Raw genomic sequence first — 15,296 nt, 5'->3', positions numbered from 1 at the left:
CAGCCTAATTCGGAGCGCTGGTTCCACTCCCGTTCAGCGCAAAGGCAGGAATTCCTAGCTGTTCTTTCCTAATCTGGCTTCTTCTACCAGACGACGAGTCTCTGCGTACTTATTGTCGATGTACTGGTCCAGCATCAGCTGTTCCACGCGCCACTGGCCACGGCCGCCAATCTGGATGGCAGGCAGCTCACCGCTGCGCACTAGTGCGTAGGCCTGGGAAGACGATATCTGAAGTATTTCGGCGACATCGGTCAAAGTCAGAAACCGAGGCATCAGGTCCTCCTCGACGGCAGTTGTTGTGCAGGGGTCAAGTTCATTATGGCATCGGTTGATGCACTTTGACGCGATCTGCCGCAAGATGCTGTGGACTGGCGCAGGATGACAGATTTTTATCCACAATAGGTGGCATTAGCAATCTGGAGGTTTGTTTTTCAAGCCGTCTCCATAAGAATGGTCGGAGCCCGCGATGTCAGCCGAATGTCTCAGCAGATCAGAGGATTTGTCTTCGGTGCATTTGCTATTCCAACAGGGGGAGTACCTTGAGCGCTGTTACTGACCTTGCTGTTCCCGCAGCACGATTGAAGAAGCCATCATGGAAGGACCCGCGGCTGCTCATCGGTATCCTGCTGGTTCTGGTTTCAGTCGCTTCAGTGACCGCGTTGCTGGGCAATGCGGACAAGACGGTTGAAACGTACGCGGCAGGGGAGGATATCAGCGTAGGCCAGCAAATAACTTCGGACGATCTCTCCGTTGTGAACGTCAGACTAGGCGACGTCGAGCACGCTTATCTCAGTGCGGAAACCGGCCTTCCTGAGAATGCGGTCGCGACAGCCTTCATACGCAAGGGTGAGCTGATCCCGGGGGCGAGCCTGGGCACAGCCGACGCTTTGGACCGGAAACCGGTTGCGTTGACCATCGACAGTGCGCTTCCCGAGGGCGCTACCGCTGGGGCCAGGGTAGACGTTTGGGTCGCCATGCCCGACGGCAGAAACGGCTTCAATCCGCCCGAACGGCTCTTGGAAAGTGCCGAAATTTCCCAGCTTACGGAGACAGGACCTGCCCTGGGGACGACGCAGATAGAACAGCTGCATGTACTGGTCACCGATGAAAAAATGCCGGGCTTGCTTAATGCCCTGTCCAACGGTGCACGGATCAACGTGGTCCTGAACCCGGGTAGTGGTTCATGAGTATCCCCGTTATTACCTACGGCGATACGTTTACTGACTTCGTTGGCGGGTTGGAACGACTGCACGGTCCTGTTACTGTCGTGCGCAGATGCAGTGCCCTCGCTGAACTGATTGCAGCCTGCCAGACGGGGCTCGCCCGTGCCGCAATCGTTGCCGGCGACACATCGGAGCTTGGCATCAGCGTTCTGGAGCGGCTTCACAGCTCACAAGTTGCCGTCGTCGTGCTCACAGACGATGAAGGGGAGCGCCGCCGATTCGATGCACTGGGGATTGCCCAAGGAACGGTCCTGATAGAGCCTTTGCAGCTGGCCGACCTTATCGCCGAAGCCGTAGCGAACCTTCCCGAAACAGGCACCCAGATGGCGGGAAGTTATGCCGACCCGGCGCATGCGTTGTTGCCGGTCGGGATCCCGGACAACGACCCCGCCGAACTATCGGCCGACGGTCAGGTGATCGCTGTCTGGGGACCTGCCGGCGCGCCCGGCCGAACGACGGTCGCGGTGAATCTGGCGGCAGAATATGCGGCATCGGGCAAGACGACGCTACTGATCGATGCCGACACCTATTCTGCGAGCGTAGCGGCATATCTCGGCCTGATGGACGAGTCCGCCGCACTGGCCCAGGCCTGCAGGCTGGCAGATCAGGGCATCTTGGACGGACCGGCCCTGGCACGGGTAAGCGTCAAAGTAGCGGTACAGGGGGCGCTCCTCCAGGTACTGACAGGCATCACGAGGGCCGAGCGGTGGCCCGAACTGCGGCCCGGAGCCGTCGCCACGGTAGTGGCACTGGCGAGATCCCTCGCGGACTACACCATTATCGATTGCGGTTTCTGCCTCGAGGCTGACGAAGAACTCAGCTTCGACACGATGGCTCCGCGGCGGAACGGCGCGACCCTTCGTTGCCTGGAACTCGCCGATACCATCTTTGCCGTCGGCGCCGCCGACGCCGTTGGAGTCCCCCGACTGGTCCGGGCGCTTGCAGAGATTGAACAGGCCGTTCCCAGCGCCGCGCCCCGTGTCGTCCTGAACAAGGTGAGGGCATCATCGATTGGATCAGCACCCGTCGACCAGCTCCGGCATTCCTGGGAGCGATTCGGGCCTGTTAAAGAGGTGCAGTCATTCCTGCCGGCCGACTTTGAGGTCGCGGACGCAGCATTGCTCAGTGGCTCCGTACTTCTCGAAAGCGCCCCGGATTCACCCCTGCGCCACGCCATCGCGCTGCTCGCTGGCCGCGACCTTCCTGTCCGCCGCAACGGTTCGCGCAAACGCAGGCGCCTCAAAGTGTAGTTTTGGCCGGCTGGCGTTAGGCTTGCAGGTGTGGCCGCAATGGGGCGGCCTTGGACCACCTATCGGAGGCGTTTTTCATGTCGTCAGGATCCAGTGCTACGGATCTTTCCACTTCAGGCAAGCATCCCGGGGACTTCCTCGGGAACTATTACGAGCACCTGGCTGCCGAGGATGCTGCAAGTTATAGCGGCGACACTTTGGAAACCCGGGCCATGGCGCATCGAGAGCTCGCCCTGAGCCGGCCCAGCGGGCAAGCAGTCATCGGCATTCGCAATGAACGCAATTCCAGTGTCATCATGATAGCGACCGACGACATGCCGTTCCTGGTCGATTCCGTAACTGCAGAAATCGTGCGCCAGGATCTGGCTATCCGGATGCTCATGCATCCCACTTTTATTGCCATCCGCGATCGGACCAGCCACGAACTCGTAGAGCTTAAACGTGTACCGGCTCACTTGGGAGCCTCCAGTGGCGACACCGCCGCGTTACCGAATCTCGCCGAGTTCATCGCCACCGGGGACAAAGCCTCGCATATCGAGTCTTGGATTTCAGTGGAGACTGTACGTATCTCCGGCGACGAGAAGGCACAGCAGGTCATTGATGGAATCCGTAAGGTGCTTGGAGACGTTCGCGTCGCTGTGGAGGATTGGTCTTCCATGCGCAGTCGCGTCAGGCAGATTGCCGCATCGTTGGAATCTGTTGCCGGCGCCGAGGAGATACCGGACCTTGACGAGGCCAAGGAGCTCCTGGAGTGGCTGGACAACGGAAACTTCACTTTCCTGGGATACCGTGAATATGACCTTGCCAATCAGGCAGGGGAGGACGTGCTGTTGCTGCGCGAGGGCACTGGGCTCGGCATTATGCGTGAGCTGCCGGAGGATCGGCATGTCCAGCATCTGACCGAGGAGGGGCGCGCTCGCGCCCGCGAGAAGCGCGCATTGGTCATAACCAAGGCGAATTCACGTTCCACAGTGCACCGGGCGGCGTACCTGGACTACATCGGAGTCAAGAGCTTTGATGCTCAGGGCAACGTCAACGGCGAGCGCAGGTTTATCGGCCTCTTTGCCAGCAGCGCTTACAACCGTTCAGTACGCAGCGTTCCCATCGTGCGCGAAAAGGTCGACGCAGTCCTCAGGCATTCGGGTTTCGCGCCGGACTCGCATTCGGGCAAGGACCTGCTTTCCATTCTTGAGTCGTACCCCCGGGATGAGATATTCCAGATGGGCACTCAGGAACTGGCGGACATTGCCATGGGCATCCTGCGGCTCCAGGAACGCCGGAAGACGCGACTCTTTCTCCGCCAGGACGTGTACGGCAGGTTCGTTTCAGCACTGGTCTACCTGCCCCGTGACCGCTACACCACGGCAGTACGACTGCGGATGCAGGACGAGCTGCGCAAGACCTTCGAAGCGAAGGCCATTGACTATGAAGCCCGGATGACCGAGTCTTCCCTGGCACGGTTGTTCTTCCGGATCCGGCTCAAGCACGGTTCCGAAGTGCCGCAGATCGACGTCGCGGACCTTGAGCGGCGGCTGGCGGCTGCGGCACGGTCGTGGTCGGAGGGCATCGACCAGATTGTGCGGACGAAGTTTGACGGTGAGGACGCCGAGAAGGTTTCGGCGAAGTGGGCTGAAGCGTTCCCTGCCAGTTACCGCGTCGATTATGAGGTCGAAGATGCGCTTGAGGACATCGAGCGCTTCGAGAGCTATAGCGAAAAGGCAGCTGTCAGCCCGATCATGCACGTGTACATCCCTGCGGACGTGCAGACGAAGGTCGAGGACGCCCGACTCAAACTCTATTTGCCGGAGCCGCAGTCGCTGAGCCAGATTCTGCCAGTCTTTCAAAACCTCGGTCTGGAGGTTCTGGATGAACGGCCGTTCGAAATCATCACGGCCGACGGCGAGGATTTCTTTCTTTACGATTTGGGTCTGAAGTATCCGCCTGAAGTGGACCCGCTCGCCACCGGTGGGCTCGTGCAGGACGCCTTTGGCGCCGTTGTCACAGGGCGGAGCGAATCCGACCGGTTCGACCGGCTGGTCGTGCAGGAACGGGTGCCTTGGCGAGAGGTCTCGATGCTGCGCAGCTACGCCCGGTATGTGCGGCAGTTGGGCTATGCAGGGTCGTATAGTTTTACCGCCGATACCTTGCTTGCAAACGCGGCGGTAGCCCACGCGTTGATCACGTTGTTCAAGGTCCGGTTCGATCCCGACCTGGACGAGGACTCCCGGGCAGCTTCCCTCGATCAAGCGCGCGCAAGTCTTGCCGACGGACTTCAGGCTGTTCCGACTCTGGACGCGGATCGCGTGCTTCGGACGCTGGCCAACGTCATTGAGGCCACTTTGCGGACCAACTACTTTCAGAACAAGCCTTACTTAAGCTTTAAGCTGCGTCCAGAGGCCATCGAAGGAGCACCGTTCCCGCGGCCGAAATTCGAGATCTGGGTCTACTCACCGCAGGTCGAAGGAGTGCACCTGCGCTTCGGCGAAGTTGCACGAGGCGGGCTCCGGTGGTCCGATCGCAGGGAAGACTTCCGCACGGAAATCCTCGGATTGGTTAAAGCGCAAACGGTCAAGAACGCCGTCATCGTGCCGACCGGTGCCAAGGGCGGCTTCTATGCGAAGCAGCTGCCTGACCCCGCGAATGACCGAGCTGCCTGGATGGCAGAAGGCCAAGCGAGCTACCGGACATTCATCCGCGGTCTGCTCGATATCACCGACAATCTTGTCCGGACGCCTGCCGGCCAGCAGGTTGTCCCACCCGAACGCGTTGTCCGCCTAGACGGGGATGACACGTATTTGGTTGTTGCCGCAGACAAAGGCACGGCGAGCTTTTCCGACATCGCCAACGAAATATCGGCAGAGTATGGTCACTGGCTGGGGGACGCATTCGCCTCCGGCGGTTCCGTTGGTTACGACCACAAGGCCATGGGCATTACCGCTCGCGGGGCATGGGAATCGGTTAAGCGTCACTTCAGCGAGCTGGGCATCGATACCCAGCAGGAAGACTTCACGGTTGCCGGCGTAGGCGATATGAGCGGCGACGTCTTCGGCAACGGCATGTTGCTCTCGAAGCACATTCGCCTCGTGGCAGCCTTCGACCACCGTCACATTTTCCTGGATCCCAATCCGGATCCGACATCGTCCTACACGGAGCGTAAGCGACTGTTCGAACTGCCCCGGTCGTCCTGGGCCGACTACGATACGTCACTGATCAGCGCGGGAGGCGGGGTATATTCCCGGTCTATTAAGTCGATTGAGCTTTCTCGGGAAGTCCGTCAGGCTCTAGGACTGGATGAGAGCATGGCCGCGATCAGCCCGCCGGAACTGCTGCGCGCTATTTTGCAAGCCCCCGTAGATCTGCTGTACAACGGCGGCATCGGTACTTACGTCAAGGCGTCCACGGAGTCCAACGCGGAGGTCGGAGACAAGGCCAACGACAACATCCGGGTCAACGGACAAGACCTGCGTGCCAGAGTCGTCGGCGAGGGCGGCAATCTTGGTATGACCCAGCGAGGCCGTATCGAGGCTGCTCTCAACGGAGTCATCTTGAATACGGATGCCATCGACAATTCTGCCGGTGTGGACTGCTCGGACCATGAGGTCAACATCAAGGTCTTCGTCGACCAACTGGTGGCAGCAGGCAAACTGCCGGCAGCAGAGCGCACGCAACTTCTCCAGTCCATGACCGACGAGGTCGGCCGGCTCGTGCTTGAGGACAACATCGACCAGAATGTCCTGCTGCTCAACGACCGTCAACGTGTCGTCGAGTGGAGTCCGAGTTATGAACGATTGATGGACTGGCTGGAAAAGACAGCCGAACTCAACCGTGAGCTCGAGGCACTGCCGACCACCAGCGAACTTCACGAGCGCATTGACAAGGGCAAGGGTCTGACATCGCCTGAGTTGGCGGTCCTCGCCGCCTACGCCAAAATCGAGCTGACCCGCGCGCTGACTCTTAGCAACCTTGCTGACGATCCGTACTTCGACAAAGTTCTTCGCGGCTACTTCCCGGTCCCGCTGGTCGAGCGGTTCGGGTCGGACCTGGCCCTGCATCCGTTGCGGCGTGAAATCATCGCTACGGTAGTCGCCAACGACATGATCAACATGGGGGGCATCACTTTTGCCTTCCGGGTGATGGAAGAGACATCGGTTGACGAAGCTGCGGTCGCCAAAGCGTTCGTCACGCTTCGCGAGATCTACGAACTGGACGAGCAGGTGGCTCAGCTCAACCAGTTGCCAGCCAATTTCCCGACCGAGGTCTGGTCGACCATCCATCTCGACATACGCAGGCTGCTCGACAGGGCAGTGCGCTGGTGGGTCAACCATGCCGACAGCGGCACTCCGGTCGGCGAAGGCATTGCGGCCTTCAAGCCGCTGATTGATCCGCTTCGGACCAGGCTGGTCAAGTACCTGCGCGGCAATGACCTGAAGCGGGTGCAGGAGTGGCGGCAGCAGGGCGAGCAGTGGGGACTTCCCGAGACGATCGCCCATCAGTGGGCCGAGCAGTTCGAAAGCTTTGGACTGCTGGATGTGGCACGCATTGCAGTCCGCGCTGAGGAACCGGTCGATACAGTTGCGCAGATCTACTTTGCGGTGTACGACAGGTTCGAAGTCGACGCCCTGCTAAACCGCATTACTAAACTGCCGCGCGAAGACCGGTGGCAGGCACTGGCCCGAGCCGCGATGCGTGATGATCTGTATTCGACCATCACGGATATGACGCTCGCCGTCATGAAGAGCACAGAAGCGAATCTTGACGCCGATGACCGAATGCAGAAGTGGGTAAAAGCCAATTCCGAGAGCATTGAACGAGCAAAGAAAATGTTCGAGGAAATCAGCCAGTTGGAGCATGATGACATGGCCTCCCTATCAGTTGCCCTGCGACTGATGCGTTCGACCGTACGGAGCTAATTTGGCCATCTTTACGGACCCGATAAAGGATTATGCAGATTTTGGGCCGGGGGACGCGGAGTGGCTTCACCTGTTGGTAGGGGATTGGCAGCTAATCGCCGATTTGGCGTTCGCCGATCTGGCGTTATGGTTTCCAACCCCCGACGGCGGGTATGTCGCGTTGGCGCACGTCCGGCCATCAACGACGCACACCGTCTTCCACAGCGACTTCGTGGGTGAGCGTATCCGGGCGGATCTGAAGCCTCTGGTTGACGCTGCCCGTGAATCGCAGGTCATTGAGCGTTCCGGCGAGACCAACTGGACCACCGAGATGGCCATGCGCGTCGAAGCCGTACCCATGGTGCGAAATGGCAGGACTTTGGCCATTGTCACTTCCCACATGGATTTGTCGAGTTCCCGGATGCCGTCCAGGTTGGAACTGACCTATCGGCAGTGCGCTTATGATCTGCTGCACATGTGCACACTCGGTCTATGGCCGGATTTCGCCTCGCCCACGGGCTCACGCCGAGGTGCTCCCCGTGTTGGCGATGGCCTCATTCGCATGGACGCCGAGGGAATCGTTGAGTATGCCAGCCCGAACGGCGTCTCAGCCTTCCGAAGGCTTGGCGACGTGGAATCGCTGGAAGGCCGATCGCTGGCTGAGATCACGACGGGGCTGCTCAAAGACCGCCGGATGGTCGACGAAACCCTTCCGCTGGTCGTCACGGGACGGATGCCGTGGCGGACTGAAATTGAATCACGCGGCGTAACCCTGACCCTTCGAGCCATTCCTCTACGCAATGAGCAGGAGCGCTTCGGCTCGCTGGTGCTTTGCCGGGATGTCTCGGAACTGCGGCGAAGGGAAATGGAACTGGTTTCCAAGGATGCGACGATCCGGGAAATCCACCACCGTGTCAAGAACAACCTGCAGACCGTGGCTGCACTGCTCAGGATGCAATCACGGCGGATGGTCAGTGAGGAAGGAAAACAGGGGCTGGAGCAGGCCATGCGCCGTGTTTCTACCATCGCCCTGGTGCATGAGACATTGTCGCAGGGGTTAGCGCAGAATGTGGATTTCGATGAGTTGATCGGGCGGCAGTTCCGGCTTTCGGCCGAAGTAGCCTCTCCTACGCAGACGGTCAGCACCGAACGCAGCGGCGATTTTGGCGACCTGCCGAGTGAATTTGCAACGCCGCTCGCGCTGGTCATCAACGAGTTGGTGACAAACGCCGTCGAGCATGGCTTGGACGGCCGGACGGGTACGGTCTGGCTGACGGCTGAGCGGGAGCCCAGCGAAGCGGAGACGGAACTCCTCAAAGTCACCATCGCCGATGATGGCGTCGGGTTGCCCGAAGAGGCCAAGAGCGACGGTCTCGGTCTGCAGATTGTGCGGACACTGGTTACCAGTGAGCTGGGCGGAACCATTGAGTGGAGCCCGAGGGAGGGCGGTGGAACGTGCGTCAACATCGAACTGATCCTCGACCCTACGATCCCTCGTTGAGTCCGGGCATAGGAGAGGCCGCCACCTTTTGGGTGACGGCCTCTTGCCTAGGCACTGCGATTCAGGAAGCGCGGCGGGCCCGTGCAGCCCGGCGTTTGAGAGCACGGCGCTCGTCTTCGCTCATGCCGCCCCAGACGCCGGCATCCTGACCGGACTCAAGCGCCCACTGGAGGCAAGTGTCGATCACGGGGCAGCGCCGGCAAACGCTCTTTGCTTCCTCGATCTGGAGCAGCGCCGGACCGGTGTTTCCCACGGGGAAAAACAGCTCCGGGTCCTTGTCGAGGCACGCCGCGCGGCTACGCCAATCCATGCTGATCACATACTCCTTTTAAATGGGGTCCGATGGAATTCTCTTGTGAAAACGTTCACGAACGGACTCATAGTAAAGGGGGCTCTGATGGCCCCCGTTCGCTTCAGATCAAGAGTTTCACGTTAAATCCGTGTAAACAAGGGGTTCTGCTGACTTAATCGTTCAGGAACGTGAGTCATTCATCACAGGCTTGATACGATGCCGCTTTTGCTCTGATTTATGGCAACCGGCTGAGTACCGACTATCTAAGGTAGGGTGCCTATGTGTCAATACCTCCGGCCTCTTCAGCACCTATCAAGCGTCCGATTGCGATCATCGTCATCGCCGGAGTTGTCGTCCTGGAGGCACTGGCACTTTTGGCGGTCGCGGGGTGGTTCGTCTACGGCTTACTGACGCAAACGCCGACCTCCTTCGGCGGAGCCGTGTTCCAACTAGTGCTGTTGGTGCTCCTTGCCGGGTGGCTTCTGGCCGTAGGCCATTTTCTTTTTCGCGGCTACCGATGGACGAGAGCCGCAGCCCTGGTGTGGCAGCTGTTTATCATTGTCATCGCGGTGCCCACTCTCTCCGGAGGACTGCTCGGTCCCGGGCTGGCGTTGCTGTTGCCGGCCGCCGTGGTGATGCTGCTGATATTTACCCGTCCGGTGACGGAATTCCTGACCAAGGGGGCCGCGCCGACGGCTCTATAACCGGGACTTGCCTCAATCTGCGAAGGCTATTTGCAGCGTCACGTTCCGGCCACTCTGGATTGACCAGGCCCGCCCTGGCGGGGACTGTGACTGGTCAAGCCGGATCCCGAAAAAATCGCCGTCGCTTGGAGATTGCGGCGAAAGCACCATGCCTGTTCCGGTGACCCGCGCCGCGGAGGCCAGCGGGACCTGCTGCAGCAACGTTGGGCCCGGAACAGCGGTCACAACCGCGGCAGCGCCTGCCGCGACCAATTCAGTGAGGCGCCGTTGTGCTGTCGGACCCAACCTGTGGGCGTCATCGACGAGCATCAAGGCACCGGGTCCCCCGATATCCAGCTCTTCCCAGAACCGCTCTGGCTCAATTCCGGCCGGCGGCCAATGGCACCGGAACTGTCCGGTGGACTGGCGATTCAGAACCTGGAGTAAGTTGGTTTTGCCGCTCCCGGCCCGACCGAGGACCAGCAAGGCCTCTCCGGGGACTATCTTCACGAACGATGCTTCCAGTTCATCGCCTTCGACGCCGATGACGAGATGCTTGTCATCGGGCAGGATAGCTTCCGGCAGGCAAGAGAGGCCGATGCACGCAGGCAGCGGCTCCACCTTGAACGGGCGGCTTCGAGGCGGCAATGGCGGAAGGCGGACACCGGCGCTCAACAACTGGGCAACGGCCGGGGATTTAGCGCCGATCCGTCCTTGGACCATGGCGCGGCCGGCAACGAATTCCATCGGCGGGAGTTTCGGCCAGGACATAAGGTTCTCCGGGCTGCTGCCGGCCGGAAGGAAGAGCTTGTTGCCCAGCAGCCCGAAATACCTGCCGGTCATGAGTTCCCGTTCCCCGGACATCACTAGGATGACAGACGTCCTGGCGCCGTCCCTGGCAATGTCCTGTACACACTCCTCTGCCCAGGCGAGGCGGCTGTTCCGAAAGGCAGAGGCCCAACGGCCCCACCCGGTGACAAGGACCACCAGAGGAATTGGGGCAGGTCTAGACCCGATGGGTGCGGCAGCCGACAGACGGCCAAGACGGTCAGCGACCACATCGGCGAGCTTGCGCAGGAGACGTGCGGCACGTTCGACGTCTTGGGGGCCGGTGTATGCACCCGTCCGTCCGGCTCCTGCCAATGCAACCAGCGAGCCATCCCCGTCAAGTACGTAGCAATGGCGTTCCGGATCTCCGGCGAGTAGCGACGCGGACAGAGCACAGACCAGCTCCAAGGCTCCGCTGCCGTCCACACCGACAATAGCTAGATGTCCGTCCTTCTCAGGGTGCCACCGGAGGACGCGCTGACACTGTTCCTCCGGTAGATCCAGCAGTCCCAGATCCACGGCGCCAGTGCCAGCATTCCCTGATACGAGATCCTCCGGAACGATGACATCCGGCAACGGGGGCGTCAACTGGCGGAGGGGTTCGGGCAGCTGCGTCGCGGCAGCGGCACCGCGCAGTTCCTCGACGAGAGCCTTGGCAGGGTCAAGGGCAGGGGACCACGTCTGCCGGCAGGCAACGTTACCTTCACCGTCTTCAGTAGGCAGATCGTTTCCCCGCTCAAGCCAGTCCTCAAGGCTCATCGCCAAAAAGTCCGTCCCGATGCTGCGGACTGTCGCTGAGGCTGACTGGAATTCGTACGGTGCTCCTGATCCGGTCCTTAGGAAGGCTCGTCCCGGTGAACCGACATCGATGGCGGCCGCGGCGGGTGAGTCGATCACATCGGACGACTCCAGCGCTGTCTGCACACGCAAGGCGATCGCCGTCGTGACGTTGGCGCGGATATCGGAGGTGATGGCGCCTTGCGGCCGCTGTGTTGCCATCACCAGGTGGACGCCGAGCGACCTTCCCAACGCTGCTATTCGCATGAGTTCCGGAACTGCCCGCGGCACCTCGTCGGCGAGCATCCGGAATTCATCAATGACGACGACGAGCCGCGGCAGTACGCCAGGCCGGCATTCGCTGATGTCCGTTGCCCCCAAGCCAGCTAATTCCGTTTCGCGCCGCTGTACCTCGGCCCGCAGCCAGAGGAGGGCGCGGTTGACGTTCTCCGCGGAAAGGTCTGTCAGGAGGCCGATGCTGTGCGGTAAGTCCGAGAGGAGCCCGAGCCCTGCTCCTCCTTTGAAATCCACCAGGAGGAAGTGAACCTTCTGCGGCGGGTGCCGGTGCGCCAGACCGAGGACCAGCGACCGAAGCAGTTCCGATTTGCCTGAACCGGTAGTGCCGGCGACGAGCAGATGGGGACCGTCAACGGTCAGGTCAAGTTCGAGCGGGCCGTACTCGCCGACGCCCAGTACGGCACGCAGCCCGTGTACCGATGCATTGACGGCCCATCGTGGGCCCGTGGAAGTCCGCGGTAGAAGGGACTCCAGCGCACACATGTCCGGAAGCCCGGCCAGCACGGCGTCGGTGCCGCTTGGTACGGCGGCCGCAGACAAGCGAGCGAACCGCTCAAGTGTCTGGTCTGAAACGAGGTCCGGCACGAAACCACGCCGGTCCGAGCCCTCGTGCAGCAAGCCCTGCTGGAAAGACAGTTCGATCCGTAGGCCGACATCGGCTCCGCCTGCGAACCAGAGCACTGCAGGCGGGTTTTCAAGTCCCTCCAGGACGGACTCGGCTTCATCCGGCCGGCCGACGATCAGTACGACCGCTTCATCCGGAGCGGACCCCAGTAGCTCGGCAAGCGCACCGGGACGGCTGCAGAGCGCTGTGCTCGGGAGGAACCGTGCCGCTGCAGGCAGTGACTGCGGATCGCCGAAGCAGATTACCCGAAACCGCGAACGTAGAGCCCGGGCACCCAGCTGCAGTAAGCAGGAATTGAGCATCCGGTGCAGCGCGCCATTGCTGCCCCTGAAGACGATGCTGCGCTCCGCCATCAGATCAAATGCCACCGGCAACCCAGGCAAGGCCGGCAGCTCCCGGTTGTCCGTTCCAGCAGGAAATTCGATCTTCGGCGTGTCTTCTGCTGTCCCGAGGCGAAGCCACAGATGCTCCGGCCTCGCCGGCGTGACGGGAAGAGGCTCGCCCAGAAGCACGCCGTACAACAATCTCGCCGGATCCGGTGCGCTCAGAAAGCGCCGCACGGCGTCGTGTGCAACGGCCCGGTCCACGGCCGCCTTGAAGCGTTTGCGCTGCGATTTTCCCGCCGCATAAGGAATGGCAGCCGTCAGCAGGGACAGGCCACTGAACGCGAGGAAGAACCACATTCCGGTCAGTACAGCCAGGGCCACACCCGCTACCAGCGGGAGCCCCGCCAGCAGCAGGGTCATTTTTCCTCGGCCCTCCGGCGCCCGTGCATTAACCGGCACCGGTGCTGCAAGGTCCTCGTCAGGGGTGAGTGCTTCGGGCGGTTCGCTGCCCACCCACAACGAGAGCCTGCTGTTGCCCGCCCCGATACCCATCCCGGACGTCAACGCGGAGGACTTCCTCGCGTTTCCGTCCACCTCGATGCCGTTGGCGGACCCGAGATCCGTAATACAGATCTCGCGCTCGGTGATGCTGAGCACTGCATGCTTTCGCGACAGCGCCGGGTCATCTATGCCCACGGCGCAGCCTTCCCGGCCAATTGAATGGTTTCCTCGCGGGAGTTCGAATATCCGGCCTGAGTCCGGTCCTCCCGTCACTGCCAAAGTGATGCCAGCTGCACCACCTGAGGCGACGCCTGCACCGCGGGGGTCCGAAATGGACGACCGATGCCGGGGCCGGAACGCAGCCGCGACGCTGCAGACCACAACGGCACCGTTCACCAGCGGGAAGCTGTGGGTCCTCAGGCCTTCCAACGGCTCGCCGCCAATGCTCAGCACCAGCTGACTACTCCCAAGCTGATCCTGCAGCCACGTCGCCAGGACGCTCCCTGACGAGGTTCCGCTGCTTTCGACGACGATTTCGCGATGGTCGGCAATCCAGCGGGCCGTGGATTCGGGCAGACCTTCTGCGGCGGCAAGCGTGAGGTGCAGGGGCATCGGCTTTCCTTGACGGCTGACGTGTCGTTCACCAGCACCATAGGCCGCTGGACGGGGCTTGCGCTTGCGTGCTGCACCTGCCTGTGGATAACGAACGTTCAATCCAAAGCGACGGGCCCAGAAGCGATACGCTTGGACGTGGGCCGCCGTATGGCGGGAGATTCGAGAGATGAGAAAAGGTTCCCCTCTGGTGAAGATAGCTGTCATAGCTTTGGGAAAGATCGGTCTGCCGCTGGCTGTCCAGTTCGCATCCAAGGGGCACGAAGTTCTCGGCGTTGACGTGAATGCCGACGTGGTGGCGAAGATCAATGCCGGACAGGAGCCCTTTCCGGGCGAGGCGCACCTGCAGGAAAAGCTTGCCGAGCTGGTTCCGTCAGGCCGGCTGCGGGCCACCACCAGCTATGCCGACGCGGTGCCGGAGGCGGACGCCGTCGTCCTGGTGGTTCCCTTGTTCGTTGACGACCAGGCACGCCCTGACTTTGGCTGGATGGATGCGGCGACGGCGGAGCTGGCGCGGCATTTACGGTCCGGCACGCTGGTTTCCTACGAAACGACGCTGCCGGTCGGTACCACCCGCACCCGGTGGAAGCCGATGCTGGAGGAAGGATCGGGGCTGAGCGAGGGTACGGACTTCCATCTGGTCTTTTCCCCGGAGCGGGTGTTGACGGGGCGGGTGTTTGAGGATCTGCGCAAGTACCCCAAGCTGATCGGCGCCCTGTCCGAAGCCGGTGCCGCCAAGGCCACAGAGTTCTACGAAGCTGTGCTGGACTTCGACGAGCGTCCCGATCTGCCCCGGCCCAACGGCGTCTGGGACCTGGGCTCCGCCGAGGCATCCGAGCTGGCGAAGCTGGCCGAGACGACGTACCGCGATGTCAATATCGGACTGGCCAACCAGTTTGCGCGTTACGCTGCCACAGCCGGGATCGACATCTACCGGGTAATTGAGGCGTCGAACTCACAGCCCTACAGCCACATCCACCAGCCCGGCATTGCCGTGGGAGGGCACTGCATTCCGGTATATCCGCGGCTGTATCTCTGGAATGACCCGGAGGCAACCGTGGTCCGCGCAGCCCGCGAGGCAAATGCCGGCATGCCTGATTACACCATCGGGCTCCTGGAAGGGGCCTTTGGCGATTTGGCCGGCGCGCGCGTCGTCGTACTTGGTGCTGCCTACCGGGGCGGGGTGAAAGAAACGGCGTTCTCCGGTGTGTTCGGTGCCGTGGAAGCGATTACGGCCCGCGGCGGCAAGGCGCTGGTCCACGATCCGCTCTACAGCGACGAGGAACTGGCGCAGCTGGGATTTGCCCCCTACCAATTGGGCGAGCCCGCCGACGCTGCCGTGGTGCAGGCCAACCATGCCGTATACCGGGATCTCGGGCCGGCGGACTTGCCCGGCGTCAAGGTTTTCATCGACGGCCGGCGGATCAGTTCCTCCGAGCAGTGGCCCGGCGTGACCTACCGTGTCATCGGCAAGGCCTGAGCGGTTGCGGAC

The 15,296-nt window shown here is 61.5% G+C and carries 9 protein-coding genes; 6 read left to right on the top strand and 3 right to left on the bottom strand.

Translation table 11 applies throughout. The features are described 5' to 3' along the window. Positions 1-54: 54 nt before the first annotated feature. Entirely contained in the window at positions 55-273 is a 219-nt protein-coding gene (locus B0G38_RS09535; RefSeq protein ID WP_264669218.1) for a helix-turn-helix domain-containing protein, read from the bottom strand. A gap of 266 nt (positions 274-539) precedes the next feature. Here B0G38_RS09535 and B0G38_RS09530 point away from each other — a divergent pair, with 266 nt between their 5' ends. The 4 genes from B0G38_RS09530 to B0G38_RS09515 all read left to right on the top strand — a co-directional run bounded on the left by B0G38_RS09530 (position 540) and on the right by B0G38_RS09515 (position 8,863). After that, positions 540-1,187, top strand: coding sequence for an SAF domain-containing protein (locus tag B0G38_RS09530; RefSeq protein WP_264669217.1), 648 nt, complete (start codon positions 540-542; stop codon positions 1,185-1,187). After that, the gene (locus tag B0G38_RS09525; RefSeq protein ID WP_264669216.1) at positions 1,184-2,473 is read left to right on the top strand and encodes an AAA family ATPase; all 1,290 of its coding nucleotides are present in this window, start codon (positions 1,184-1,186) and stop codon (positions 2,471-2,473) included. Before B0G38_RS09530 ends, B0G38_RS09525 begins: the two co-directional genes overlap by 4 nt. Before the next feature lie 77 nt (positions 2,474-2,550). Continuing rightward, entirely contained in the window at positions 2,551-7,383 is a 4,833-nt protein-coding gene (locus B0G38_RS09520; protein WP_264669215.1) for an NAD-glutamate dehydrogenase, read from the top strand. Position 7,384: 1 nt separating this feature from the next. Continuing rightward, a complete protein-coding gene (locus tag B0G38_RS09515) occupies positions 7,385-8,863 on the top strand; it encodes a sensor histidine kinase (protein WP_264669214.1) in 1,479 nt (492 codons plus the stop codon). Between the two features lie 61 nt (positions 8,864-8,924). On the opposite strand, the gene B0G38_RS09510 is transcribed toward B0G38_RS09515, so the two are convergent. After that, positions 8,925-9,173 (bottom strand): WhiB family transcriptional regulator, encoded by a 249-nt coding sequence (locus B0G38_RS09510; RefSeq protein WP_026818945.1) that lies wholly within the window; start codon positions 9,171-9,173, stop codon positions 8,925-8,927. Between the two features lie 263 nt (positions 9,174-9,436). Here B0G38_RS09510 and B0G38_RS09505 point away from each other — a divergent pair, with 263 nt between their 5' ends. Continuing rightward, a complete protein-coding gene (locus B0G38_RS09505) occupies positions 9,437-9,859 on the top strand; it encodes a hypothetical protein (protein ID WP_319801238.1) in 423 nt (140 codons plus the stop codon). Between the two features lie 12 nt (positions 9,860-9,871). Here the strand turns inward: B0G38_RS09505 and B0G38_RS09500 are convergent, their stop codons facing one another. Next, positions 9,872-13,804: an FtsK/SpoIIIE domain-containing protein gene (locus B0G38_RS09500; protein ID WP_264669213.1), complete on the bottom strand. Its 3,933-nt coding sequence runs from the start codon at positions 13,802-13,804 to the stop codon at positions 9,872-9,874. Positions 13,805-13,994: 190 nt separating this feature from the next. On the opposite strand from B0G38_RS09500, the gene B0G38_RS09495 reads away from it, so the two are divergent. Next, on the top strand, positions 13,995-15,284 hold the full coding sequence (locus B0G38_RS09495) for a nucleotide sugar dehydrogenase (RefSeq protein ID WP_264669212.1): 1,290 nt from the start codon (positions 13,995-13,997) through the stop codon (positions 15,282-15,284). The last annotated feature ends 12 nt before the right edge of the window (positions 15,285-15,296 follow it).

The sequence above is a fragment of the Crystallibacter permensis genome (genome assembly GCF_025960875.1).
Classification (GTDB): Bacteria; Actinomycetota; Actinomycetes; order Actinomycetales; family Micrococcaceae; genus Crystallibacter; species Crystallibacter permensis.
Note: the sequence above shows the minus strand (reverse complement) of the source record. Positions and strands in the feature narration are given on the sequence as shown.

What these genes read in the sequence shown, in the direction of transcription:
- B0G38_RS09535 (WP_264669218.1), bottom strand. Translation starts at nt 273, where the DNA reads ATGCCTCGGTTTCTGACTTTGACCGATGTCGCCGAAATACTTCAGATA.
- B0G38_RS09525 (WP_264669216.1), top strand. Translation starts at nt 1,184, where the DNA reads ATGAGTATCCCCGTTATTACCTACGGCGATACGTTTACTGACTTCGTT.
- B0G38_RS09520 (WP_264669215.1), top strand. Translation starts at nt 2,551, where the DNA reads ATGTCGTCAGGATCCAGTGCTACGGATCTTTCCACTTCAGGCAAGCAT.
- B0G38_RS09510 (WP_026818945.1), bottom strand. Translation starts at nt 9,173, where the DNA reads ATGGATTGGCGTAGCCGCGCGGCGTGCCTCGACAAGGACCCGGAGCTG.
- B0G38_RS09500 (WP_264669213.1), bottom strand. Translation starts at nt 13,804, where the DNA reads ATGCCCCTGCACCTCACGCTTGCCGCCGCAGAAGGTCTGCCCGAATCC.